Origin of the sequence: Paracoccus ravus, assembly GCF_004522175.1 — a bacterium.
GTDB classification, from domain to species: Bacteria; Pseudomonadota; Alphaproteobacteria; order Rhodobacterales; family Rhodobacteraceae; genus Paracoccus; species Paracoccus ravus.
This window is the reverse complement of record NZ_SDEB01000006.1, coordinates 106,571-131,252: the sequence shown is the minus strand read 5'-3', so window position 1 is coordinate 131,252 and position 24,682 is coordinate 106,571. Positions and strand designations below refer to the sequence as shown.

General features: G+C 63.5%; 21 protein-coding genes and 1 tRNA gene. 12 read left to right on the top strand and 10 right to left on the bottom strand.

The genetic code is table 11. From position 1 onward, the window contains the following. Positions 1–209 precede the first annotated feature (209 nt). Positions 210–854 (top strand): lytic transglycosylase domain-containing protein, encoded by a 645-nt coding sequence (locus tag ESZ60_RS07310; protein WP_134679762.1) that lies wholly within the window; start codon positions 210–212, stop codon positions 852–854. Between the two features lie 48 nt (positions 855–902). Here the strand turns inward: ESZ60_RS07310 and ESZ60_RS07305 are convergent, their stop codons facing one another. Both ESZ60_RS07305 and hemB read right to left on the bottom strand, forming a co-directional pair. Beyond that, on the bottom strand, positions 903–1,466 hold the full coding sequence (locus tag ESZ60_RS07305; protein ID WP_425331313.1) for a lipid-binding SYLF domain-containing protein: 564 nt from the start codon (positions 1,464–1,466) through the stop codon (positions 903–905). Between the two features lie 77 nt (positions 1,467–1,543). Beyond that, positions 1,544–2,539 carry a porphobilinogen synthase gene (gene hemB / locus ESZ60_RS07300; protein WP_134679760.1) on the bottom strand — a complete coding sequence of 332 codons (996 nt, stop codon included), beginning with the start codon at positions 2,537–2,539 and terminating at the stop codon, positions 1,544–1,546. A gap of 148 nt (positions 2,540–2,687) precedes the next feature. Here hemB and ESZ60_RS07295 point away from each other — a divergent pair, with 148 nt between their 5' ends. After that, positions 2,688–3,251 carry a hypothetical protein gene (locus tag ESZ60_RS07295; RefSeq protein ID WP_134679759.1) on the top strand — a complete coding sequence of 188 codons (564 nt, stop codon included), beginning with the start codon at positions 2,688–2,690 and terminating at the stop codon, positions 3,249–3,251. A gap of 39 nt (positions 3,252–3,290) precedes the next feature. Then, a complete protein-coding gene (gene mfd / locus ESZ60_RS07290; protein ID WP_134679758.1) occupies positions 3,291–6,746 on the top strand; it encodes a transcription-repair coupling factor in 3,456 nt (1,151 codons plus the stop codon). Between the two features lie 104 nt (positions 6,747–6,850). Here the strand turns inward: mfd and clpA are convergent, their stop codons facing one another. After that, a complete protein-coding gene (clpA, locus tag ESZ60_RS07285) occupies positions 6,851–9,169 on the bottom strand; it encodes an ATP-dependent Clp protease ATP-binding subunit ClpA (RefSeq protein ID WP_134679757.1) in 2,319 nt (772 codons plus the stop codon). Between the two features lie 260 nt (positions 9,170–9,429). After that, positions 9,430–10,176, bottom strand: a complete 747-nt coding sequence (gene gloB / locus ESZ60_RS07280; protein ID WP_134679756.1) for a hydroxyacylglutathione hydrolase — start codon at positions 10,174–10,176, stop codon at positions 9,430–9,432. Between the two features lie 51 nt (positions 10,177–10,227). Here gloB and ESZ60_RS07275 point away from each other — a divergent pair, with 51 nt between their 5' ends. The 7 genes from ESZ60_RS07275 (at position 10,228) to ESZ60_RS07245 (ending at position 16,633) form a co-directional block, all read left to right on the top strand. Next, positions 10,228–11,025, top strand: coding sequence for a class I SAM-dependent methyltransferase (locus ESZ60_RS07275; RefSeq protein WP_134679755.1), 798 nt, complete (start codon positions 10,228–10,230; stop codon positions 11,023–11,025). Between the two features lie 276 nt (positions 11,026–11,301). After that, positions 11,302–11,865, top strand: coding sequence for a F0F1 ATP synthase subunit delta (locus tag ESZ60_RS07270; RefSeq protein WP_134679754.1), 564 nt, complete (start codon positions 11,302–11,304; stop codon positions 11,863–11,865). Next, positions 11,865–13,400, top strand: a complete 1,536-nt coding sequence (gene atpA, locus ESZ60_RS07265; RefSeq protein ID WP_134679753.1) for a F0F1 ATP synthase subunit alpha — start codon at positions 11,865–11,867, stop codon at positions 13,398–13,400. The genes ESZ60_RS07270 and atpA overlap by 1 nt, the downstream gene beginning before the upstream one ends. 11 nt (positions 13,401–13,411) lie before the next feature. Next, complete coding sequence (locus ESZ60_RS07260; RefSeq protein ID WP_134679752.1) at positions 13,412–14,287, top strand: F0F1 ATP synthase subunit gamma; 876 nt, start codon at positions 13,412–13,414, stop codon at positions 14,285–14,287. A 17-nt stretch (positions 14,288–14,304) separates the two neighbouring features. Beyond that, positions 14,305–15,729: a F0F1 ATP synthase subunit beta gene (gene atpD, locus ESZ60_RS07255; protein WP_134679751.1), complete on the top strand. Its 1,425-nt coding sequence runs from the start codon at positions 14,305–14,307 to the stop codon at positions 15,727–15,729. A gap of 9 nt (positions 15,730–15,738) precedes the next feature. Then, positions 15,739–16,185 carry a F0F1 ATP synthase subunit epsilon gene (locus ESZ60_RS07250; RefSeq protein ID WP_134679750.1) on the top strand — a complete coding sequence of 149 codons (447 nt, stop codon included), beginning with the start codon at positions 15,739–15,741 and terminating at the stop codon, positions 16,183–16,185. A gap of 97 nt (positions 16,186–16,282) precedes the next feature. Further along, on the top strand, positions 16,283–16,633 hold the full coding sequence (locus ESZ60_RS07245) for an H-type lectin domain-containing protein (RefSeq protein WP_245155608.1): 351 nt from the start codon (positions 16,283–16,285) through the stop codon (positions 16,631–16,633). Positions 16,634–16,635: 2 nt separating this feature from the next. Here ESZ60_RS07245 and ESZ60_RS07240 read toward each other — a convergent pair whose 3' ends face one another. Further along, positions 16,636–17,400: an alpha/beta fold hydrolase gene (locus tag ESZ60_RS07240; protein WP_134679749.1), complete on the bottom strand. Its 765-nt coding sequence runs from the start codon at positions 17,398–17,400 to the stop codon at positions 16,636–16,638. A 3-nt stretch (positions 17,401–17,403) separates the two neighbouring features. Continuing rightward, positions 17,404–18,003, bottom strand: a complete 600-nt coding sequence (locus tag ESZ60_RS07235) for a 2-hydroxychromene-2-carboxylate isomerase (protein WP_134679748.1) — start codon at positions 18,001–18,003, stop codon at positions 17,404–17,406. A gap of 101 nt (positions 18,004–18,104) precedes the next feature. Here ESZ60_RS07235 and ESZ60_RS07230 point away from each other — a divergent pair, with 101 nt between their 5' ends. Further along, positions 18,105–19,124 carry a ribose-phosphate pyrophosphokinase gene (locus tag ESZ60_RS07230; RefSeq protein WP_134679747.1) on the top strand — a complete coding sequence of 340 codons (1,020 nt, stop codon included), beginning with the start codon at positions 18,105–18,107 and terminating at the stop codon, positions 19,122–19,124. A 74-nt stretch (positions 19,125–19,198) separates the two neighbouring features. Here the strand turns inward: ESZ60_RS07230 and ESZ60_RS07225 are convergent, their stop codons facing one another. The 3 genes from ESZ60_RS07225 to rlmB all read right to left on the bottom strand — a co-directional run bounded on the left by ESZ60_RS07225 (position 19,199) and on the right by rlmB (position 21,146). Beyond that, the gene (locus ESZ60_RS07225; RefSeq protein ID WP_134679746.1) at positions 19,199–19,651 is read right to left on the bottom strand and encodes a CoA-binding protein; all 453 of its coding nucleotides are present in this window, start codon (positions 19,649–19,651) and stop codon (positions 19,199–19,201) included. 181 nt (positions 19,652–19,832) lie between these two features. After that, complete coding sequence (locus tag ESZ60_RS07220) at positions 19,833–20,282, bottom strand: YHS domain-containing (seleno)protein (protein WP_245155607.1); 450 nt, start codon at positions 20,280–20,282, stop codon at positions 19,833–19,835. A 60-nt stretch (positions 20,283–20,342) separates the two neighbouring features. Next, positions 20,343–21,146 (bottom strand): 23S rRNA (guanosine(2251)-2'-O)-methyltransferase RlmB, encoded by an 804-nt coding sequence (rlmB, locus tag ESZ60_RS07215; RefSeq protein WP_134679745.1) that lies wholly within the window; start codon positions 21,144–21,146, stop codon positions 20,343–20,345. A 165-nt stretch (positions 21,147–21,311) separates the two neighbouring features. On the opposite strand from rlmB, the gene ESZ60_RS07210 reads away from it, so the two are divergent. Beyond that, a tRNA-Tyr gene (locus ESZ60_RS07210) sits at positions 21,312–21,395 on the top strand. Between the two features lie 152 nt (positions 21,396–21,547). On the opposite strand, the gene ESZ60_RS07205 is transcribed toward ESZ60_RS07210, so the two are convergent. Continuing rightward, positions 21,548–24,679 (bottom strand): efflux RND transporter permease subunit, encoded by a 3,132-nt coding sequence (locus tag ESZ60_RS07205; protein ID WP_134679744.1) that lies wholly within the window; start codon positions 24,677–24,679, stop codon positions 21,548–21,550. Positions 24,680–24,682 lie beyond the last annotated feature (3 nt).

Here is a 24,682-nt window from a genome sequence, read left to right as displayed (position 1 = left end):
TCGCTGGTCTAGACCCTCTTGCCCCTTCGCGGCAAGGCCCCAAGGCCTTTCGGCAGGGCGCTTGTGATGTGTCCCCACCGCCACGCTTGGGCAGGTTTCTGCCGATTTGAAAGCCTGTCGGCGGCGAAGATGAATCGAACTTGCAGGATTTCCGGTCTTTTGAGCTATAGTGCTCGGCAAAAAACCAATGACGGCATGAGGGACGAAAGATGCTTTCACCTGCACGCGCCGGGCTGCGATTCGTGGGCCATGCGGTTTTGGCCGTGACCTTGGGACTGGGGCTGGCGATGCCGGCCGGTGCCGAAGGTCTGCGGTTGCAGAAAACAGGCAAATCCCGGATCGCCCAGTTCGAGCGCCAGACCCGGCTGATGGATTCGCGCCTTTCCGGACAGTATCAGCAATCCGCGCGGCTGAAGCCGGCCGGAACTTCGACGAAAAGTGTCGTCGATATCGACCTTCCCAGCGCGATCCCGGCCTATCGCGGCAACCGCCGCAGCCAGTATCTGCCCCATGCCAAGGCGATGGCGCGCAAACATGGCGTGCCCGAGGATCTGTTCCTGCGCCTTGTCCAGCAGGAATCGGGTTGGAACCCCTCGGCACGCTCGCATAAGGGCGCGCAGGGTCTGGCGCAGCTGATGCCAGGAACGGCGGCGAAGTTGGGCGTCAATGCCAGCGATCCGCTGCAGAATCTGGAAGGCGGGGCGCGCTATCTGCGGATGATGTACAACACCTTCGGCAGCTGGAAACTGGCGCTTGCGGCTTATAATGCGGGTCCGGGCGCGGTTCAAAAATATGGCGGCGTGCCGCCCTATCGCGAAACGACGAATTACGTCCGCATCATTCACGGCAGCTGATCGGCCACAGGCAGCGAAAGGCCGCGGCTTGTGGCCTTTCCACTGGTCTCAGAAGGTCGAGGGGATCACGCGGTTGTATTTCGTCCCGGCGATCGCCGCACCGGCCATCAAGCCCGATTGCCCAAAGATCACCGCCACGACGGGGTATTGCGCCCGGATCGTGTCGATATTCGTGGTCATGCCGCGCGAGGGCAGGGTGTAATAGGCATCCGCCTCGGCCACCCATCCCGGTGCGCTGCGGAAATTCGCCAGCGCCTGATCGGTCTGAAAGATCAGCACATGGGCATATTGCTGGGCGCCGATCTGAAAGCCCACACTGGCCTGCGTCGCCGAGTAATAATCGACCGTGATATTGTTGATGCGCAGCGCACCCTGACCATAGGCCCCGCCGACGCCGAATCCGGCCTCGGTCATGAGCGGCATGTAAAGGACGCCGCGCGCGCCCTGGGCCAAGGCGGCCTCGTTGGGATAGTTCTGCAGCAGATAGTTCCGCGTCGCATCGACCCTGGCGTCAAGCCGCGCATCGGCATCCTGGCCGACCGCGTTGGAACATCCGGCAAGCCCGAGAGCCGCGCCGCCCAGTAGCAGGTTGCGCCTGCTCAGCCCCTTGATGGATTGCATCTTTCCTCGTCCCTCTGATCGGCGGTTGTCCCGCTCGTTGGTCTGGGATGATAGAAGCAATCCGGCCGTCATGCCAGCATTTCGGCAATTTCGGGGGCGTAATAGGTCAGGATGCCGTCGCAGCCCGCCCGGCGAAACGCGATCAGGCTTTCCAGAACCACGCCGCGACCCAGCCAGCCATTGCGGATCGCGCCTTCGAGCATCGCATATTCACCGCTGACCTGATAGGCATAGGTCGGCGCGGCGAAGCGGTCCTTCACCTCGCGGCAGATATCGAGATAGGGCATCCCCGGCTTGACCATCACCATATCTGCCCCTTCGGCAAGGTCGCGCGCGACGCAGCGCAGCGCCTCTTCACGATTCGCGGGATTCATCTGATAGGTCTTCTTGTCGCCGACGAGCCGCCCAGAGGCCCCCACCGCGTCGCGGAACGGCCCATAGAAGCCGCTGGCATATTTCGCTGCATAAGAGAGGATCGCGACATCCTTGCGACCATGGGACTCGAGCGCGCCGCGCAGCGCCCCGATGCGCCCGTCCATCATGTCCGAGGGCCCAAGGATATCCGCCCCGGCCTCGGCCTGGACCAGCGCCATGCGCACCAGCGCCTCGACGGTCTCGTCATTCAGGATCACCCCGTCGCGCACCAGCCCGTCATGGCCATTGGCGTTATAGGGGTCGAGCGCGATGTCGGTCATCACCGCAAGATCGGGCGCGACCTCCTTGATGGCGCGGATGGCGCGGTTGCCGATATTCTCGGGGTCCCAGGCGCGCTCGCAACCTTCGGTCTTTTGGTCGGGATCGGAATGGGGAAAGATGCACAGGGCCGGGATGTTGAGCCGCATCGCGGTTTCGGCCGCGCGTTTCGCGCCGTCAAGCGTCAGGCGCTGGACGCCGGGCATCGAAGGGATCTCGCCTTCGCCGCCCGCGATCTCGGTCACGAAGATCGGCCAGATCAGGTTTCCCGCCGTCAGGTTCGTCTCGGTCGTCAGGGCGCGCAGGGCGGGGGTGCGCCGCAAGCGACGCAGGCGGGTGGCCGGAAACGGGGCGAGGATCGGATCGGGCATGGCAGAGGCTTTCCTGACGGGTGGCGGGTCCGAAACTGCACCCTCAGTTGCAGGGGCGCAACCCCCGCGGACCCAAGCCGTGCGTTCGAGGTTTTCCTTTCCCCAAGCTGGGGCTAGGTTCCGATCAAGTTTCAGGAGACCGCCCGCCTTGACCGAGGGAATACTTGCGCTTCTCGACAGCAGATCCTTTGGGTCGATCTGGTTCTGGCTGGTCCTTGCGCTGGTCTGGTCGCTGGCCGGGCGGCGGATCGCCGGGGTTCCCTTTGACATCGCCCAGAAAGCCCGGCACCTCCCTAAGGACGGACCGGATGATCCAGCGGCGATCCTGCTGCTGGACTGGTTGTCGCTGACCTTGCCGCGCTGGGTCATCGGCCGGCCCGAGGCGTTGCTTTTGCTCTTCGCGGCGACCTTCGTGCTGAGCGCCCTCGTGATCCTGGGCTTTGTCTATGGGCTTGAAATGGCGCAGGCGCTGGCCTTGCTGATCCTGCCCTTCGCTGCGCTCTTGCCTCTCGAAATCCGGCTTGCCCACAGGCTTTCTCTGCTGGTCGAGGCCGCGGTGCGCGGGGATCTGTCCCTGAATGGCGCGGCGGGACAGGCCTCGCGGCTGATGTCGCGGCATCGCGCCCTCATCACCGGGCTGTCGATTCTGGTGGTCGCGGTCACCGCCTATCGGGCCGCATTGTGGTTTCTGGACCACCCCTTCGGCTTCTAGCCGCTTGACTTCACTTTTTCCGTCTTTACCTCGGTTCCCATGTCCGACCATCTGATCCTATCCGGCGCCCCCGAGGGGCTCGATGCCGCGCTGGTCCTGCGCGAACTCTCGCGCGGGCAGCCCGTGATCCATATCGCCCGCGACGACCGGCGCATGGCCGCGATGCGCGCCGCATTGGCCTTTTACGATCCCGGCGCGGTGGTGCTGGAATTTCCGGCCTGGGACACGACGCCCTATGACCGCGTCTCGCCCGCGCCCGGCGTGATGGCCGCCCGCATGGCGGTGCTGAGCGCGCTGGCCCATAAGGCCCTGCGCGGTCCCTTCGTGATCCTGACCACGCTTTCGGCCGCGATGCAGCGCGTTCCGCCCCGCGATGCGCTGCGCGACGCCAGTTTCTCAGCCACTGTCGGCAGCCGCATGGACGAAAGCGCGCTGCGCGCCTTTCTGATCCGGATGGGCTTTTCGCAATCGCCGACCGTGACCGAGCCTGGCGATTTCGCGGTCCGCGGCGGTATCATCGACATCTATCCGCCCGGCGATATCGGGCCGATCCGGCTCGACATGTTCGGCGACGTGCTGGACGGCGCGCGGCGCTTCGACGCCGAGACCCAGCGTTCGATCGAAAAGCTCGACCGGATCGAGCTTGCCCCGATGTCCGAGGTGATTCTGGACGAGGACGCGATCACCCGCTTCCGCCAGAATTACCGCGCGGAATATGGCGGCGGCGCGAATGATCCGCTGTATGAGGGCATCAGCGCGGGCCGCAAGATGGCCGGGATGGAGCATTGGCTGCCTTGGTTCCATGCGCGCATGGACAGTCTCTTCGCCTATCTGCCCGAGGCGAGCCTGGTGACTGACGACCATCTCGATCAGGTGCGCGATGCGCGCTGGCACATGATCGGCGAGCAGTTCGAGGCCCGGCGCGAGGCCCTCAAACGCAAGGGCGGCACCGATAATGTCTATCGCCCTGTGCCACCCGCCGAAATGTTCCCTGACGAGGCCGAGTGGAAATCCTGGCTCGCCGCGCATCGCGTGCTGAAGCTCGCTGTATTGCCGCAGCCTCCGGGCCCGGGCGTGCTGGATGCGGGCGGTCGGGTCGGGCGCAATTTCGCCCCGGAACGCCAGGCCGAAAAGGGAAATCTGTTCAAGGCTTTGGCGGATCACCTGCGCGACCAGCGCGGCGCGCGCCGCGTGGTGATCGCGAGTTTTTCGGAAGGCGCGCGTGAGCGTCTGGCCGGGCTTCTGGCCGATGAGGGCGTCATTGGGGCCAAACCGATCGGCACCATGCGCGACCTTCCGGACCAACCCGGTGCCTTGGGTCTGGCGGTCTGGCCGCTCGAGGAAGGGTTTGTCTCGGACGGGCAGGCGACCGGCCCGCTGGCGGTCATCTCGGAACAGGACGTGCTGGGCGACCGGCTGATCCGGGGTGCGAAGCGGCGCCGCAAGGCCGAGAATTTCCTGCGCGACACCCAGACCCTGTCTCCCGGCGATCTCGTCGTTCACGTGGAGCATGGCATCGGGCGCTATACCGGGCTGGAAACCGTCATGGCGCTGAAAGTGCCGCATGATTGCGTGGCGCTGGAATATGCCGGCGGCGACCGGCTTTACCTGCCGGTCGAGAATATCGAACTGCTCAGCCGCTACGGCCATGAAGAGGGGATGCTGGACAAGCTCGGCGGCGGGGCATGGCAGGCCCGCAAGGCCAAGCTGAAAGAGCGCATCAAGCTCATTGCCGACAAGCTGATGCGGGTCGCGGCCGAGCGTCTCTTGCGTCCCGCCCCGGTGCTGGAGCCGGAGCATCACGAGATCGAGGGCTTCGCCGCCCGCTTCCCCTATGCCGAGACCGAGGATCAGGCGAGCGCCATTTCGGATGTCAGCGAGGATCTGGCGGCAGGCCGTCCGATGGACCGGCTTGTGGTCGGCGATGTCGGCTTCGGCAAGACCGAGGTGGCGATGCGCGCGGCCTTTATCGCGGCCTCGCAGGGCCGTCAGGTCGCGGTGGTCGCGCCCACGACGCTGCTGGCGCGCCAGCATTTTCGCACATTCGCCGAGCGTTTCCGGGGCACGGCGATCAATGTCCGCCCGCTCTCGCGCTTCGTTTCCGCCAAGGACGCGACCGAGACCCGCAAGGGCCTCGCCGAAGGCACGGTCGATATCGTCGTCGGCACCCATGCGGTCTTGGCCAAGCAGGTGCGGTTCAAGAATCTTGGCCTGCTGATCGTCGATGAGGAACAGCATTTCGGTGTCGCCCATAAGGAGCGGCTCAAGGAGTTGCGCAGTGACATCCATGTCCTGACCCTGACCGCCACGCCGATTCCGCGGACCTTGCAGCTATCGCTGACAGGCGTGCGGGACCTGTCGATCATCGGGACCCCCCCGGTGGACCGGCTCGCGATCCGCACCTATGTCAGCGAGTTCGACAGCGTGACGATCCGTGAGGCTTTGCTGCGCGAGAAATATCGCGGCGGGCAGAGCTTCTTCGTCGTGCCGCGCCTGTCGGACCTGCCCGAGGTCGAGGACTGGCTGAAAGAGCATGTCCCCGAGGTCAGCACCATCGTTGCTCATGGACAATTGGCGGCGGGCGATCTGGATAGCCGGATGAATGCCTTTTACGACCGGGGCGCGGATGTGCTTCTGGCCACGACCATCGTGGAATCGGGCCTCGACATCCCGACCGCGAATACGATGGTGGTCTGGCGCGCCGATATGTTCGGCCTGGCGCAGCTTTACCAGATCCGGGGCCGGGTGGGGCGCTCGAAGACGCGGGCCTATTGCTATCTCACGACGAAACCCCGCGTGCCGCTGACCCCGCAGGCGATGCGGCGGCTGAAATTCCTGGGCGCGATCGACAGTCTTGGCGCGGGCTTCAACCTTGCCTCGCAGGACTTGGACCTGCGCGGCGCGGGGAACCTCTTGGGCGAAGAACAATCCGGCCATATCAAGGAGGTCGGCTTCGAGCTTTACCAGCAAATGCTGGAGGAAACGATCGCCAAGCTGAAATCCGGCGAGATCGAAGGCACGCCCGAGGATGAATGGGCACCGCAATTGAATCTCGGCGTGCCGGTGACGATCCCCGAAAGCTATATTCCTGATCTGGATGTCCGGCTGGGGCTATACAGGCGGCTGGCGGAACTGACGACCAAGGTGGAACTCGAAGGCTTCGCCGCCGAATTGATCGACCGTTTCGGCCCGCTGCCGCGCGAGGTGAATACGCTTCTGCTGGTCATCCGCATCAAGGCCATGGCGAAGCGGGCGAATATCTCGAAGCTGGATGCCGGGCCGAAGGGTGTCACCATCCAGTTCCACGGCGACAAATTCCCGAATCCCGCGGGCCTTGTCGAATTCATCCATGACCAGAAGGGGCAGGCGAAGGTCACCGACAACAAGATCGTGGTGCTGCAGGACTGGCCCTCGGATGCCGACCGCATCAAGGGCGCTTTCGCGGTTGCCAAGGAACTGGCGGCGAAGATCAAGGAGGGCCGCGCCAAGCGCTGATTTGGCTGCGGGTTCATTGCCCCGGTTTGCGGGATGTTTTCCACCATCTTCCAAAGGAAAAGGCGGCGCTTCGCAGCGCCGCCTTTCGTGTCGAACTTGCCGGATCAATCCGCCGTCAGAAGCGGCGGCTTTGACTTGCTGATGCGCGGGGTCTCGGGGCCGGTAATGTCGAAGACGGGCTTGTCCTCTTCGATCCGGACGCGGACCACGCCGCCTTTGGTGAGGCGACCGAAGAGAAGTTCCTCGGCCAGCGGCTTCTTGATCGTTTCCTGAATGACGCGGCCCAGCGGACGCGCGCCCATCTTGTCGTCATAGCCCTTTTCAGCCAGCCAATGCGCGGCCTCGGAGGTCAGTTCGATATGGACGCCACGGTCGATCAGCTGGGCTTCCAGTTGCAGAACGAACTTCTCGACCACCTGCACGATGATCTCGCGCGAGAGGGGCGCGAAGCTGATCACCGCATCCAGACGGTTGCGGAACTCGGGCGTGAAGGTGCGTTCGATGGCGGCGGTATCCTCGCCCTCGCGACGGTCGCGACCAAAGCCGAAGGCGGCCTTGGCCTGATCGGCAGCGCCCGCATTCGAGGTCATGATCAGGATCACATTGCGGAAATCGACCTGACGCCCGTTATGGTCGGTCAGCTTGCCGTTATCCATCACCTGCAACAGGATATTATAGACGTCCGGATGCGCCTTTTCGATCTCGTCGAGCAGCAGCACGCAATGCGGGTGCTGGTCCACGCCGTCAGTCAGGAGTCCACCCTGATCAAAGCCGACATAGCCTGGAGGCGCACCGATCAGGCGGCTGACCGCGTGCTTCTCCATGTATTCCGACATGTCGAAGCGCAGCAGTTCGACGCCCAGAGTCGAGGCGAGTTGCTTGGCCACCTCGGTCTTGCCGACTCCGGTCGGACCCGCGAAGAGATAGTTGCCGATGGGTTTTTCGGGCTCGCGCAGGCCCGCACGCGCCAGCTTGATCGACGAGGATAGCGCCTCGATCGCGGCATCCTGACCAAACACCAGACGCTTAAGCGTGGCCTCGAGATCCTTCAGCACCGCCGCATCGTCCTTGGAGACGCTTTTCGGGGGGATGCGGGCGATCTTGGCGACGACGGCTTCGATCTCTTTCGGGCCGATGGTCTTGCGACGCTTGCTTTCCGAAACCAGATGCTGGGCGGCACCGGCCTCATCGATCACGTCGATGGCCTTGTCGGGCAGCTTGCGGTCATGGATGTAGCGCGCCGAAAGCTCGACTGCCATGCGGATCGCATCATTGGTATAGCGCAGATCGTGATGCTTCTCGAAGCTGGGCTTCAGGCCCATCAGGATCTTGATCGTGTCGGGCACGGTCGGCTCGTTCACGTCGATCTTCTGGAAGCGACGGGACAGGGCGCGGTCTTTCTCGAAATGCTGGCGGAACTCTTTATAAGTCGTCGAGCCCATGCAGCGCAGCTTGCCGCCCGACAAAGCCGGTTTCAGCAGGTTCGAGGCATCCATCGCGCCGCCCGAGGTCGCGCCCGCGCCGATCACGGTATGGATCTCGTCGATGAAGAGGATCGCGTCGGGGTGATCCTCAAGCTCTTTGACGACGGCCTTCAGGCGTTCCTCGAAATCGCCGCGATAGCGGGTCCCGGCCAACAGCGCGCCCATGTCGAGCGAGAAGATGGTGGAACCAGCCAGCACGTCAGGCGTCTCGCCTCGGGTGATTTTCAGCGCCAGCCCCTCGGCGATGGCGGTCTTGCCGACGCCGGGATCGCCGACCAGCAGCGGGTTGTTCTTGCGGCGGCGGCAGAGAACCTGAATGCAGCGCTCGACCTCGTCGGCGCGGCCGATCAGCGGGTCGACATCGCCCTTAGATGCCTTCTTGTTCAGGTTGACGCAATATTTCGACAGCGCGGATTCATCCTTCGAGGCCGGCTGCTCGGTCTGCGCCTCTTCGGGATGCTCGGCCCCCTGCACCGTCCGGTTCTCGGAAAAGGACGGGTTCTTGGCCACGCCATGGGCGATGAAATTGACCGCGTCGTAACGGGTCATGTCCAGTTCCTGCAGGAAGAAGGCGGCGTTCGACTCGCGCTCGGCAAAGATCGCCACCAGCACATTCGCGCCCGTCACCTCGGTCCGGCCCGAGGACTGGACATGGATCGCCGCGCGCTGGATCACGCGCTGGAAGGCGGCGGTCGGTACGGCTTCGGAGCCTTCGACATCGGTGATGAGCGTGGAAAGGTCGTCCTCGATGAATTCGACGAGCATGCGGCGCAATTCGTCCAGATCGACGTTGCAGGCGCGCATCACCTTGACTGCGTCAGGCTCATCGGTCAGCGCGAGCAGCAGATGCTCGAGCGTGGCGAGTTCATGACGATGCTCATTGGCCAAAGCCAGCGCGGAATGGATTGCCTGTTCCAAAGTGTTCGAAAAGGACGGCACGATTCAGCTCCTGTCAGTCGGCTGGCGGTATGGGCCACGCAAGGCGGTCCACCTGACCAGACTGTCACGATACATAAAGAATTGGTGGAATCTCGCGCAATTCAAGCGGTATCTGCCTTGGCTTCCGCCGAAACTCCGATGGTTGAATGAGATGTGATTGCCGCTTGCCGGAATTTCAAGCAGGGCAGCACGCGGTCCGTCACCGCGACGATCCGGGATACGAGATGCAAGAATTTCCTTGCTGCAATGCGGCGAAATGCTCAGAACCTGTCCTTTCGCGCGCGAATTTCAGCAAAAACAGCGACATCATCGGCCGAACCCATCGCAAGCGCCTCGCGCAATTCCGCGATGCGGAGGAACGGATTGGTCGCGCGTTCCTCATCCAGCGTGGCACGGGCGCAGATCCGGTTTCCGGCGGCGGTCTCGGCCAGCCGTTGCCTCAATGCATCATTGCCGGGCTCGATCGAAAGGGCGAATGCGCCATTGCCCCGGCAATAGTCATGGCCCGAGCAGATCAGTGTCTCGCCGGGCAGGGCATTGAGGCGCGAGAGGCTTTCCCACATCATTTCCGGCGTTCCCTCGAAGAGCCGTCCGCATCCGATCGCCATCAGGCTATCGGCGGTGAAGGCCATCTTAGAGCCCGGCAGGTGATAGGCGACGTGGCCGATCGTATGCCCGGAAACGTCGATCACCGCCGCCTCTTCGCCGCAGATCGTCACGGTCTCGCCGGGGCGGGTGGAAATGTCGAGTGGCGGAAGTCGCGCGGCGTCATCGGCATTGCCCATGACCTTTGCCCCGGTCATGGCGACCAGATCGGGCACGGCCTGAATGTGATCGTCATGGTGATGCGTCAGCGCGATCAGGTCGAGCGACCAGCCGCGCGCCGCAAGCTCGGCCAGGATCGGCGCGGCTTCCGGCGCGTCGATCAGCGCGGTCTGGCCATTGCCATGCACGAGCCAGGCGAAATTGTCTGTCAGACAACGGATGGGGACGAGTTCCAGCGGCATTGGCAATTCCCTTGCTTTGCCGCAGTCTGACCCGACAAGAGGCGGGGTGCAATGTATCAGGACGTCATCGAGTTGCGAAAATTCTATTACAACCGGGCCTTGGGCCGGGTGGTTCAGAAGGTGCTGCGCGATCGCCTGACCGAGCTTTGGCCGCCCGAGCAGGCCTTGGGCATGACGGTTCTGGGCTATGGCTTCGCGGCACCGCTGCTTCGGCCCTATCTGGCGCGGGCGAGACGCGTCATCAGCCTGATGCCCGGCGCGCAGGGGGTCATGGCCTGGCCGCCGGGCCTGCCGAATTGCTCGGTGCTGAGCGAGGAAACCTCCTGGCCGCTGGATACGGGCAGCGTCGACCGGCTGGTTCTGCTTCATGCGGTCGAGAATGCGGGCCATTCGCAGGCGGTCTTGTCCGAGGCATGGCGCGTGCTGGGGCCGGGCGGTCGGATGCTGGTGATGGCGACGAACCGCGCGGGGCTCTGGGCGCGCTCGGATGCGACGCCCTTCGGTTTCGGGCGCAGCTATACCGCGGGGCAGCTTGAGGCGCTCGCGCGCAGTGCGGGCTTTGTCGCCGAGCGGACCGGAGCGGCGCTCTACATCCCGCCCTCGGATCGCCGCTTCTGGCTGCGCAGCGCCCAGATGTGGGAGCGCGCCGGGGCAAGGATCAGCCAGGTTCTCGTCGCGGGGGTGGTCATCAGCGAATTCTCCAAGCAGGTTCCGGCCCCGGTCGGCAGGCTCCGACGGGTCAGCGTGCCAAGCCCTCTGGACGTGCTGGAAGGCATCGCCCGGCCCAAACCGGCGGGCAGCGGCAAAACCGCGCGGTCAGGGGGTGCGCAGCCCGGTCCGGGCAATTGAATATTTAGCCTAGGGCCTTCAAAAGCCCGCAGCCGCGCGCGTTAGCGCAATCGTCTTTTCAAACGCCGCAAGGTCATCAGACCTAGGGCGCACTCCCTCGCAATTCCGTGTGCAATGCAGTTGCGGCACGGGAAATCACCTGCTAATGACGCGGCAGATTTTTCGGGAGACTTGCGGCCGGGCACGGCCTGAGAAGCCCATTGACCCGCGCTCCGTGACTGACCTGTCCCAAGCCAAAGGACAGGCCCGCCAGCGGAGCTTGCGCAAACCGGAAGGATGACCGTGGCCAATTCCGCTTCGATTTCCGCTGATATCGCCGGGCGTTATGCACAGGCCCTTTTCGATCTGGTGAAGGATTCGGGTCTCGACGCCCTGTCCACGCAAATCGACGACCTGGCTGCCGCCTATGGTGAAAGCGCGGATCTTCGCGATCTGACCGTCTCGCCGCTTTATGACCGCAATGCGCAGGAGGCCGCGATTTCCGCGCTGGCCTCGCGCATGGGTCTGTCGGTCGAGCTGACCAATACGCTGCGCTTGCTGGCCAAGAACCGCCGGCTTTTCACGCTGCCCCAATTCATCGCCAAGCTCAAAGGCCTGATCGCCGATGCGCGTGGCGAGATGACCGCCGATGTGCTCAGCGCCCAAGAGCTGACCGAAGAACAGAAGACCCGTCTGGCCGACACGCTCGCCAGCAAATCGGGCAAGAAAATCAAACTGAACGCGCGCGTCGATGAGAGCCTCATCGGCGGCATGATCGTAAAACTGGGCTCGCAGATGATCGACAGCTCGATCCGCTCGAAGCTCGCCTCCCTCCAGAATGCTATGAAAGAGGTCGGATAATGGGAATCCAGGCAGCCGAAATTTCGGCCATCCTCAAGGATCAGATCAAGAATTTCGGTCAGGACGCCGAGGTGGCCGAAGTCGGACAGGTCCTGTCCGTCGGTGATGGTATCGCCCGCGTCTATGGTCTGGACAAAGTCCAGGCCGGCGAGATGGTTGAATTCCCGGGTGGCATCCGCGGCATGGTGCTGAACCTTGAAACCGACAACGTCGGCGTCGTGATCTTCGGCGACGACCGTTCGATCAAGGAAGGCGACACCGTCAAGCGCACCGGCGCCATCGTGGAAGTGCCGGTCGGCAAGGGCCTGCTGGGCCGCGTCGTCGACGCCCTTGGCAACCCGATCGACGGCAAAGGCCCGCTCGACTCGACCGAGCGCCGCGTCGCAGACGTCAAGGCTCCGGGCATCATGCCGCGCAAATCGGTTCACGAACCGATGGCGACCGGCCTGAAATCCGTCGACGCCATGATCCCGGTCGGCCGTGGCCAGCGCGAGCTGATCATCGGTGACCGTCAGACCGGCAAGACCGCGATCGCTCTGGACACCATCCTGAACCAAGCGAACTACAACGGCCGCGAAGCCGATGGCATGAAGACGCTGCACTGCATCTACGTCGCCGTGGGTCAGAAGCGTTCGACCGTCGCCCAGCTGGTGAAAAAGCTCGAAGAAACCGGCGCGATGGCCTACACGACCGTCGTCGCTGCGACCGCTTCGGACCCGGCTCCGATGCAATATCTCGCGCCCTATTCGGCGACCGCGATCGGCGAATATTTCCGCGACAACGGCATGGACGCCCTGATCATCTATGATGACCTGTCCAAGCAAGCCGTCGCCTACCGTCAGATGTCGCTGCTGCTGCGCCGTCCGCCGGGACGTGAAGCCTATCCGGGCGACGTTTTCTACCTGCACTCGCGCCTGCTCGAGCGTTCGGCCAAGCTGAACGAAGACAATGGCGCTGGCTCGCTGACCGCTCTGCCGATCATCGAAACCCAGGCGGGCGACGTTTCGGCCTATATCCCGACCAACGTGATCTCGATCACCGATGGCCAGATCTTCCTTGAAACCGACCTGTTCTTCCAGGGCATCCGCCCGGCCGTGAACACCGGTCTGTCGGTATCGCGCGTTGGCTCGGCCGCTCAGACCAAGGCGATGAAATCGGTCGCGGGTCCGGTGAAACTGGAACTGGCCCAGTATCGCGAAATGGCAGCCTTTGCTCAGTTCGGCTCGGACCTCGACGCCGCGACCCAGAAGCTGCTGAACCGCGGTGCGCGCCTGACCGAGCTGATGAAACAGCCGCAATACTCGCCGCTGACGACCGCCGAGATCGTCATCGTCATCTATGCCGGCACCAAAGGCTATCTGGACACTGTTCCGGTCGCCGAGGTGACGAAATGGGAAGCGGGCCTGCTTCAGTACCTGCGCAACCAGAAAGCTGATCTGCTTGATGACATGACCCGGAACGACCGCAAGATCGCGGGCGAACTGGAGGATGCGATCAAGGCAGCGCTGGACGGCTACGCCAAGACCTACGCCTGAGGGAGGGATAGATGCCCAGCCTCAAGGACCTAAAGAACCGGATCGGCAGCGTCAAAAACACGCGCAAGATCACCAAGGCGATGCAAATGGTCGCCGCCGCGAAACTGCGCCGCGCGCAGGAAGCGGCGGAGGCTGCGCGTCCCTATGCTGACCGGATGGCCGCTGTCATGGCCGAGTTGACCGCTTCGGCGGCCGGCTCGGACGCGGCACCGCGCCTCTTGGCAGGGACCGGCGACGACCGTCGCCACCTGCTGGTGGTGCTGACCTCGGAGCGCGGGCTTGCGGGCGGGTTCAACTCGTCCATCGTCAAGCTGGCCCGCACCCGCCTGATCGAGCTTCGCGCTCAGGGCAAAGAGGTCGCCATCCTGACCGTGGGCAAGAAGGGCCGCGAGCAGCTCAAGCGTGAATATGGCGAGCTTTTCGTCCATCACGTCGATCTCAGCGAAGTGAAGCGCATCGGCTATGACAATGCGCGTTCCATCGCGGACGAGATCCTCGAGCGGTTCGAGGGCGGTCAGTTCGATGTCGCCACGCTGTTCTACAACCGGTTCGAATCCGTCATCAGCCAGGTTCCGACTGCCCGGCAGATCATCCCCGCCGTCGTCGAAGAGACTGCCGAGGCCGGTGCCTCGTCGCTTTACGACTACGAGCCGGACGAAGGCGCGATCCTGAACGACCTGCTGCCCCGTTCGGTGGCAACCCAGGTCTTCGCGGCGCTGCTGGAGAACGCGGCCTCGGAGCAGGGCGCGCGGATGAGCGCAATGGACAACGCCACGCGCAACGCGGGCGACATGATCGATCGCCTGACCACCGAGTACAACCGCTCGCGTCAGGCTGCGATCACCAAGGAACTGATTGAAATCATCTCGGGCGCCGAGGCGCTCTGACACGTAGAGGTAAACACATGGCAGAGGCCAAAGGTAAAATCACGCAGGTGATCGGCGCCGTCGTGGACGTGCAGTTCGACGGTCACCTTCCCGCGATTCTGAACGCTCTTGAAACCGAGAACAACGGCAAGCGTCTGGTTCTGGAAGTTGCCCAGCACCTCGGCGAAAACACCGTCCGCACCATCGCCATGGACGCGACCGAAGGTCTGGTCCGTGGTCTGGCGGTCAAGGATCTTGGCGAGCCGATCACCGTTCCGGTGGGCGACGTGACGCTGGGCCGCATCCTGAACGTCGTCGGCGAGCCCGTTGACGAAGGTGCAGCGCTGGCCGTCACCGAGAAGCGTGCGATCCACCAGCCGGCGCCCGAATTCGCCGCGCAGGCGACCGCTTCGGAAATCCTCGTCACCGGCATCAAGGTCATCGACCTGCTGGCTCCGTATTCGAAGGGCGGCAAGATCGGCCTGTTCGGCGGCGCAGGCGTCGGCAAGACCGTTCTGATCATGGAACTGATCAACAACATCGCGAAAGTGCACTCGGGTTACTCGGTGTTCGCGGGCGTTGGCGAACGGACCCGTGAGGGCAACGACCTGTATCACGAGATGGTTGAATCGGGCGTCATCAAGCCGGACAACCTGTCGGAATCGCAGGTGGCTCTGGTTTACGGTCAGATGAACGAGCCTCCGGGAGCCCGTATGCGCGTCGCGCTGACCGGTCTGACCATCGCCGAACAGTTCCGCGACTCCACCGGTACCGACGTTCTGTTCTTCGTCGACAACATCTTCCGTTTCACCCAAGCTGGTTCGGAAGTGTCGGCGCTCTTGGGCCGCATCCCGTCCGCCGTGGGCTACCAGCCGACGCTGGCCACCGACATGGGCGCGATGCAGGAACGCATCACCTCGACCAAGAACGGCTCGATCACCTCGATCCAGGCCGTCTACGTTCCGGCCGACGACTTGACCGACCCGGCTCCGGCAACGACCTTCGCCCACCTCGACGCAACCACCGTTCTGTCGCGTGCGATCTCGGAACTGGGCATCTACCCGGCCGTTGACCCGCTCGACTCGAACTCGCGTATTCTCGATCCGGCCGTCGTCGGCGAAGAGCATTACAACACCGCGCGTTCGGTCCAAGGTATCCTGCAGAAATACAAGTCGCTGCAGGACATCATCGCCATTCTCGGCATGGACGAACTGTCGGAAGAGGACAAGCTGACCGTGGCCCGCGCCCGGAAGATCCAGCGCTTCCTGTCGCAGCCCTTCGACGTGGCGAAAGTCTTCACCGGTTCGGACGGCGTCCAGGTTCCGCTGGAAGACACGATCAAGTCGTTCAAGGCTGTCGTCAACGGCGAGTATGACCACCTGCCGGAAGCGGCCTTCTACATGGTCGGCGGCATCGAGGATGTGAAAGCCAAAGCTCAGCGTCTCGCTGCTGACGCGGCGTAAGGGGGCGACATGGCCGACACGATGCAGTTCGACCTCGTCTCGCCGGAACGGAACCTGCTTTCCGTTCCCGTGCGCGAGGTGCGCCTGCCCGGCGCCGAAGGCGACCTGACGGCGATGCCCGGCCATGCGCCGGCCATCGTCAACCTGCGCCCCGGTCTGGTGACCGTGGTCAAGGCTGACGGGTCGGACACGGAATTCGCGGTGACCGGCGGTTTCGCCGAGATCAACGGCGAATCCGTCACCCTTCTGGCCGAGCGTGGCCTGCCGCGCGCCGAAATGACGCAAGACATCTTCAATGACATGATGGCTCAGGCCCAACGTCAGGTGAAAGTCGCTCAAGAGCGTTCCTCGGTTGGCGAAGAGGTCGTCGCCGCAGCCGTCAAACTGCTGGCCGACATGGAGGCCCTTGGCACCCATATCGGTCTGGACCCGAACCAGTCCAACTTTCCGCACTGACGGGCGCATAATGACCTGAGATCTCTAAAGCTCCGGAAATTCCGGGGCTTTACTCCATTTTGAACGACCTTTTTTATAGGCGGCAGGGGGGCCCCGCTTGCGCCGATTCGATCATTTCTCGGTGGGCGTCGCCAATGGCGCGCTCGATCTGTTTTCTGCCTTTGAAGAGGGCCAGCCCATGTGGACCGGCCATGGGCCGCGTCTTGAGCGCAGCGAGGTCAGATTTGACGAGCCTTTCGCCGAGCCGCCTGCGGTGCATCTCTCGCTGGTGATGTGGGATATCGCGGTGAATGCCAATCAGCGCGTCGATCTGCGCGCCACGGATGTCACCACCGAGGGCTTCGTCGTGGAATTCCGCACCTGGGGCGATACCCGGGTCGCGCGGGCTCGGGCCAGCTGGATGGCCATCGGTCCCGTGCGATACCTTGAGGATTTCGATGCCGGCTGAATTCAGGCGCGTTCCAGGTTGAGCCGGATCAGCCCAGCCAGCTGGGCAGGGTGGGTGATGGGCAGCATATGCCCGGCGCCCTCGATTGTCGCGCGCCCGACATCGGCAAGGCGTTCGGCCAAAGCCTCGGCAATGGCCGGGATGACCGGGGGCGAGTGCTCGCCCATCACCAGAAGCACCGGCGCGTCGATGGATTCGAGCCCGCCCTCGCGCAGGATGCGGGCACTGTCATGCAACAGCGTGTCATTTCCCTCGACGACCAGCGCGATCTGGCGCGTCAGCCTTTCCTGGCTGGCCGGCGTTTGCGAGGCCCAGTCGAGCCCGCCCCAGATATCCAGAAACTGACGTGTCGCCTCGGTCGCTTGTCCGGCGGCGACCAGCCCACGGATCTCGGCCAGTTGGGCGGCATTCTCCGGGGCGTCGGTCGCGGCGAAAAGCACCGGTTCGATCAGGGTGAGGCTGCGCACCGCTTCGGGCGCGCCGACGGCGATGCGCAAGGCGACGGTCGCGCCGAAACTATGCCCGATCAGGTCGAGCGGGCGATTGATCAGCGCGGCGGTCTGGCGCGTCACGACGGTATGATAGTCCAGATCTCCGGCATGCCAGGCCGGGGCAGGCCCGTGGCCCGGCATATCCGGGGCGGTGATCTGCACGAGATCCTCGAGTTCGGCGGCAATGGGGCGCCAGTAGCTCGCATTTCCCATCATGCAATGCAGCGCCAGTGCCGGGCGATCCTCGCGCCCGCGCCAGGTTCGGGAATGTGTCATGGCTCAGATCTTGGTGAGATGGCGGTCGAGGAAATCCAGACGGTCCTGACCCCAGAAGCGCTCGCCGGTTTCGCGCACGACATAGAAGGGCGCGCCGAAGGCCCCGGCCTCGACCGCTTCTTCGAGGTTCCGCTCATAGACCTGCGCGCCGATGAAAAGCCCGCTATCGGCCAAGGCCGGATCGAAACCGGCCGCCGAAAGACAGGCGCGGATCACCTCGTCATCGGCGATGTTCTTTTCCTCGGCCCAGCAGGCGCGGACAAAGCTTTGCACAAGCCCGGCCAGATCGCCCCCGCCCGTCTTCTGCGCGGCGATGACCGCGTAAGAGGACGGTGCCGGGTTCACCGGCCAGAAGGCGGGCTTGAGGTTCAGCGGCATCTGAAGGTGATCCGCCCAGCGGCGTAGTTCCTGGATGCGGTATTCCATCCGCGAGGCATGGCGGTTGGCCGGGCGGATGCCCCCGGTGCGGTCGAAAAGCTGCAGCAGATCAAGCGGCTTGTAGGTGATCGTCGCAGCGTGCCGCGCGGCGATTTCCTCGAGCCGATCGCCAGCAAGATAGGTCCAGGGGCTTTGCGTCCCAAAGTAATAGTCGATATGCGCCATAAGTTCGCCTCCGGGGTTTGCGGGCAAGCTAACGCGGTGATAAGCGGTGCGCAATCTTGCGAATCCAGCACCCTTACAGCCAAATCCAGACGGAGCAAGCCATGCCGGCCATGACCGAACCCAAGTTGATTGCGGGCAATGCGAACCGGCCTCTGGCCAATTCCATCGCTCGTCGCATGTCGATGCATCGCGGCATGAATGTCGCCCCGATCGAAGCCCGCGTCGAGCGCTTCAACGATCAGGAAATCTTCGTCGAGGTCTATGAGAACGTCCGCGGCGAGGACATGTTCATCGTCCAGTCGACCTCGAACCCGGCCAATGACAACCTGATGGAACTGCTGATCATGACCGACGCGCTGAAGCGCTCGTCGGCGCAGCGCATCACCGCCGTCATCCCCTATTTCGGCTATGCCCGTCAGGACCGCCGCGCGAAAGCCCGCACCCCGATCAGCGCCAAGCTTGTCGCGAACCTGCTGACCGAGGCCGGTGTCGACCGCGTGCTGACGCTCGACCTGCATGCCGCGCAGATTCAGGGCTTCTTCGACATTCCGGTGGACAACCTCTATGCCGCGCCGGTCTTCGCGCTGGATATCCTGCATCATTTCAAGGACAAGCTGTCCGACCTGATGGTGATCTCGCCCGATGTGGGCGGCGTGGCCCGCGCCCGCGATCTGGCGCAGCGCATCGGCGCGCCCTTGGCAATCGTCGACAAGCGCCGCGAGAAGCCCGGCGAGATTGCCGAGATGACCGTGATCGGCGACGTGACCGGCAAGACCTGTATCATCGTCGACGACATCTGCGACACCGCAGGCACGCTGTGCAAGGCCGCCCAAGTCCTGACCGAGCATGGCGCGGTCGAGGTCCATGCCTATATCACCCATGGCGTCCTGTCCGGTCCCGCCGTCGAGCGCGTACAGAAATCGGTGATGAAATCGCTGGTCATCACGGATTCGATCGAGCCGACCGACAAGGTCAAGGCGGCCGCGAATATTCGCATCGTGCCGACCGCGCCGATGTTTGCGCAGGCCATCCTGAATATCTGGAACGGCACTTCGGTCAGTTCGCTCTTCGAGGTCGATACGCTCGGCCCGATCTACGAAGGCCTCTATACCGGCTTCTGAACTGGAATTTCCGATGCGTGGCCCATCCGCGCAGAAGAAGACCCCGGACGCAGGGATGCGACCGGGGTTTTTCGTTACAGGAACCGAGGAAACTCGATTTTCGGGCAACGATCCTCGATCACCGTGAGCCCCCGGGCACGCGCACGTTCTGCGGCGGCAAAATGGTGGATGCCCAGTTGCAGCCAGATCGTGCGCAGATGACGCAGGCTCGCGAGCGACTCATCCACAATGGCCGGAACCGCCTCGGCGCGGCGAAAGATATCCACCATATCCACCTGCGCCTCATCCGGGATCGAGGCCAGATCCGGATAGACCAGCTCGTCAAGCAGATAGGTCCCCGCATGATGCGGATTGACCGGAATCACCCGAAAACCCTGCGATTTCAGAAAGCGGGCCACGCCCCAGGCGGGGCGCAGTTCATTCGGTGACAAGCCGACCATGGCAATGCAGCGGGTCTCGCGGGCGACTCGAGCAATGTCATCGTCCATCGGCGTGCTGCCGATGTCGCGCAATATGGCAAACTGCATCTGATCCTCCCCCAGATCTCAACCTAAGGTCGCATAGAAAAAGCGCCCGGTCCAGTGTGGCCGGGCGCAAGTCGCGGAACGAGGGACAGTGATCTGAACATGAGCGTTCCGTGCTCACGTTCATGAAATAAATGACCACTGTGGCCGAAAAGTTCCACACCTCTCGCGAAAAAGTGAGAATTCAGGGGTTGAGCCTCAACCAGCGGGCTTTGGCGCGCATCAGCACCCCTTTGGGATCGGCCAACAGCCGGCGTTGCGCGGCTTCGGAGCGCACCAGATAGGTGCGCTGTCCGATGATCGCGAAGAGGCGCGGATTGCCCGGCTCGCGGCGACCCTCGGACAGGGCCTCGACGCAAAGGCCGCCGAAACCCGGCGCAAAGGATCGGGGATTGGCCTCGAACGTGTCCCGGTTCCGTTCCGAAGAAAAATGCCAGACCTTGCCCCGCCATAATGTCACGATATCGCTGCGCCCGGGGACCGCGGCATCGGCCTGCCCATAGGCAACCGGGTCGATCCCGTCCAGAGCCCAGTCCTGAGCCACGGCCAGACCCGGCGCGGCAAGGATCAGCAGAATGAAGGCGAAAAGGCGGTGCATGGGGCGGGGCAGGGCAATGGGGGATCTGCGATGCATGTCGCAAATCGCCCTCCGCATTTCAACCGGCCGGGCGCGGGCCTACCGGCGATGTGATTGTCAGGCGCGGATCCGTGAGGCGGCGTAGAGTGCCACCGCCGCCGCGTTCGACACGTTCAGCGAGCCGAAATCCGCGGCAAAGGGAATGCGGACGATCTTGTCACAGGTCTCGCGCGTGCGTTCACGCAGTCCCGGCCCTTCGGAGCCCAGGACGACGCAGAGCGGACGGCCGGGCAGGGCCTCGAGCGCCTCGGGCAATTCCTCCTCGCCGGTCCCGTCAAGGCCGAGCACGGTATAGCCCATGTCCTTGAGCTCGATCAGGGCATCGGCGAGATTCCCGATCCGCAGATAGGGCTGCCGCTCCAGCGCGCCCGAGGCGGTCTTGGCCAGCGCACCGGTTTCGGGGGCGGCGTGGCGCGAGGTAGCGATCACCGCCCTTGCGCCAAAGACCTCGGCCGAGCGCAGGATAGCGCCGACATTATGCGGGTCGGTGACACGGTCCAGCGCGACCAGCAAAGGTCGGCCGGGGCCGGACAAGGCGATATCGGCAAGCTTGCCCCATTTCAGCGGCTTGACTTCAAGCGCCGCGCCCTGATGCACGCTTTCTGGTGGCAGCGGCACGCTGCGGTCGAAGGTCCGCGCATCGGTGATCTCGGCCGAGATCCCCTCGGGCAATGCGCCCAGCCGGTCCAGAGCGTTCTGTGTCACGACAAGGCGCAGCTTTTCGCGGGCCGGGTTGGCAAGGGCATCGCGGACGGCATGAAGGCCAAACAGCCAGACCGTCTCGGCGGCCGCCGCCCGGCGCGCGCGTTCCTTGTCGATCACCCATGTCGGTTTCTTGGTCTTGTTCGGATTCTGGGCCATGATGCGTCCTTGCTTTCATCTTGGGTTGCGCAGAATTCGGGGAAAAAAGCAACCTTTCACGCTGCGGCGAAAACTTGGCAGGGGGGATGCATTTTTTCGCTGTTTCGCGCTTGACGCCCCCGGCGGCTATGGGTAATCACCGCCCCACGCCGAGAGCGATCCGGCGGGCGACGTGCTGCAAGGTGCGGCAGCGGACTGTAACTCCGCCGGGGAGACCCATGCCTGGTTCGATTCCAGGGTCGCCCACCACTTTTCCCAATTTTCAGGTGCTTGAGTGGTGGATCCGTCGTGAGGGTGGACTGAACCCAACACTTCACGAACTGACCCGCAGCCTTGTCTCGGGTGACCGCGCAGGTCGATCGGTCACCCTTGGATCTCTGGATGCGCGATGACGCCAGCGCCTATTCCGGGGCCTTGGTCGGGCCACGGTGGATGATCTCGCGCAGGGCCTGCACCAGCCGGAAAAAGATCGGCACGAAGAGCGTTCCGATCACGGCCATCATGATCGTCCCGCCAAAGACCGCCAGACCCAGAGAGACGCGGCTGGCCGCGCCCGCGCCGCTTGCGATGATCAGCGGAAAGACACCGGCGATAAAGGCCACGCTGGTCATCATCACGGGACGGAAGCGCAGTCTTGCGGCGGTGGCCATGGCTTCCTGGACCCCCATCTTTTCCTGTTCGCGCAGCGATTTGCCGAACTCCACGATCAGGATGGCGGTCTTGGCCGCGAGGCCCAGCAGCAGCAACAGACCGATCTGGCCATAGAGGCTGATCGGCTGCCCGGCAATCAGCAGCGCCGCAAAAGCTCCGATCATCGCCACGGGAACGGACAGGATGATGGCAAAGGGGGTCAGGAAGGATTCGTAGAGCGCGGTGAGGAAAAGCAGGGTAAAGACCAGCGAAAGCGCCAGTGCAATCGGCACGGCATTGCCGGATTTGCGCTCTTCGAGGCTGGAGCCGGTCCATTCGTAGCGCATCCCCATCGGCAGGGTCTGGGCAGCCACCTCTTCCAGAGCGGTCATCGCATCGCCCGTGCTGAAGCCGGCCGCGGCATTCGGCACGCCCTGGATCGTGACCGAGCTATAGGTGTTGTAGCGGTTCAGCAATTCGGGCCCGCGGCCGTCAGTCGCCTGGACCAGAGTGTTCAGCGGGACCATCTCGCCCCGGCTGTTCTTGACGGTCAGCCGGTTGAGATCGGTTTCCTTCTGGCGATAGGGCGCGTCGGCCTGCAGGTAAACCTGATAGCTCTGCCCGAACAGGGTGAAGTCGTTGATATAGGCCTGACCGAAGAGCGCTGAAAGCGCCGTATAGACATCGCTGACCGCCACCCCCAACGTCTTGGCGCGGATCCGGTCGACTTCGAGCGCGAATTGCGGCGCACCGGGGCTGAAGGTGCTGAAGGCGCGCAGGATCTCGGGCCGCGCGCTGGCTGCGGCCGAGAAGCTGGTGGCAATTTCGGCCATCTCATCAGCGCTGCGGCCTTGCGTATCCTCGAGCACGAAGGAAAAACCCGCCATCGCGCCCAGGCCCGGAATGGGCGGGGCGTTGAAGACCAGGATATTTGCCTCGGTAAAGCCCTGGAACCGGGCTTGATACCTTTGCTGCACGGCGCTTTGCAGCATCTCGGGAGATTTGCGTTCCTCCCAGGGCTTGAGCTTGGCGATGGCGAAGCCGGTATTGGATTGCAGCGTATTGTTGAGAACGCTGAAACCATTGACCGAGATGACGTTTTCGACCGCCTCGTCCTCTTGCAAGGCTTCGATGATCTGATCCATCACCAGCTCGGTCCGGTTCAGCGAGGCGGCGGCGGGAAGGGTCACATCGACGATGAAGTAGCCCTGATCCTCGTTCGGAACGAAGCTTTGCGGCACTGTGGTGAACAGCACGTAAAGGCTCGCGAGCAGGCCCACGATCAGCGCGAGGCTGATCAGCACATGCCGTCCGAGCCAGCTGACCAGCGCGACATAACCATTGGTGAGCCGCTCGAATCCCCAGTTGAAGCCGCGGATCACGATATTTGGCCGCCCGCCTTCCTTCATCAGGATGGCTGCAAGTGCCGGGCTGAGCGTCATGGCGTTCACCATAGAGATCAACACCGCCACCACCAGCGTCGTGCCGAATTCCGAGAACATCCGCCCCGTCATGCCCGGCAAGAGCATGGTCGGACCAAAGACTGCGGCCAGAACCAGCGAGGTGGCGATGATGGGGGCGGCGACCTCTTTCATCGCGGCCTTTGTCGCCTCGCGCGCGGGCAGGTGGTCGTGGTGCATGATGCGCTCGACGTTCTCGACCACGATGATCGCATCGTCGACCACGACCCCGATGGCGAGGATCAGCGCGAATAGGGTCACCGTATTGATGGTCAGGCCGATGCCGTAAAGCACCGCCAGCGTGCCGATGATAGAGACAGGGACAGCGATGGCGGGGATCAGCGTCGCGCGAATGCTGCCGAGGAACAAATAGGTCACGCCGATGACGAGGATGACGGTAAAGATCAGCGTCAGAACCGTCTCTTCCAGCGAGGCCTCGATGAAAAGGGTGGTGTCATGGCCCACGCGATAATCGAGCCCTTCGGGGAAACCGGCTTTCAACTCTTCGATCTTGGCGCGCACCGCCTCGGCGACCTCCAGCGAATTGGCGTCCGACAGCTTGTAGATCGCAAGCACGGTCGAGGGCTGGTTGTTGAATTCGCCATTGGCCTTGTAGGTCTGCGCGCCCAGTTCGACGCGGGCCACGTCCTTGAGCCGCAGGACGGAACCCGAGGCATTTGCGCGCAGCACGATATTTCCGAATTCCTCGGGCGAAACGAGGCGCGAGGTCGTGGTAAGGGCATATTGGAACTGTGTCTCATCCGGGCTGGGCGCTGCGCCCAAAGTGCCAAGCGCCGCGACGGCGTTCTGCTCCTTGATGGCGGCGACGACCTCGTTGACACTGATGCCCTCGGCGGTCAGGCGCAACGGATTGAGCCAGATCCGCATGCCGTAATCCTGCTGGCCGATGATGCTGGCCTCGCCCACGCCGGGAACCCGCGCCAATTCATCCACCACGTTCAGCGTGGCATAGTTCGACATGAAGACGCCGTCGAACGTGCCGTCGGGGGAAATCAGGTTCACAACCATCAGCATGTCCGAGGACCGCTTGCGCACCCGCAGCCCGCGCTGCAGCACCTCGGCCGGCAGGCTGGGTTCGGCCAGCGCAACACGGTTCTGGATATCGACCTGAGCCAGATCCGCATCGACCCCGATGTCGAAGGTGATGGTCAGGACATAGCTGCCATCGCCGGCCGAGGTGGATTGCATATAGACCATGCCCTCGGCACCGTTCACCTCGGCCTCGATCGGGGCGGCCACGGTGTCGCGCACCGTCGCGGCGCTGGCACCCGGGAAATTGGCGCGCACCACGATCTTGGGCGACTGGATGTCCGGAAACTGGTCGATCGGCATCACGACCGTGGCCAGAAGGCCCATGAGCGTGATGATGATCGAGATGACAAAGGCGAATTTCGGACGTCGGATGAAGAATTGCGGTCCCATATC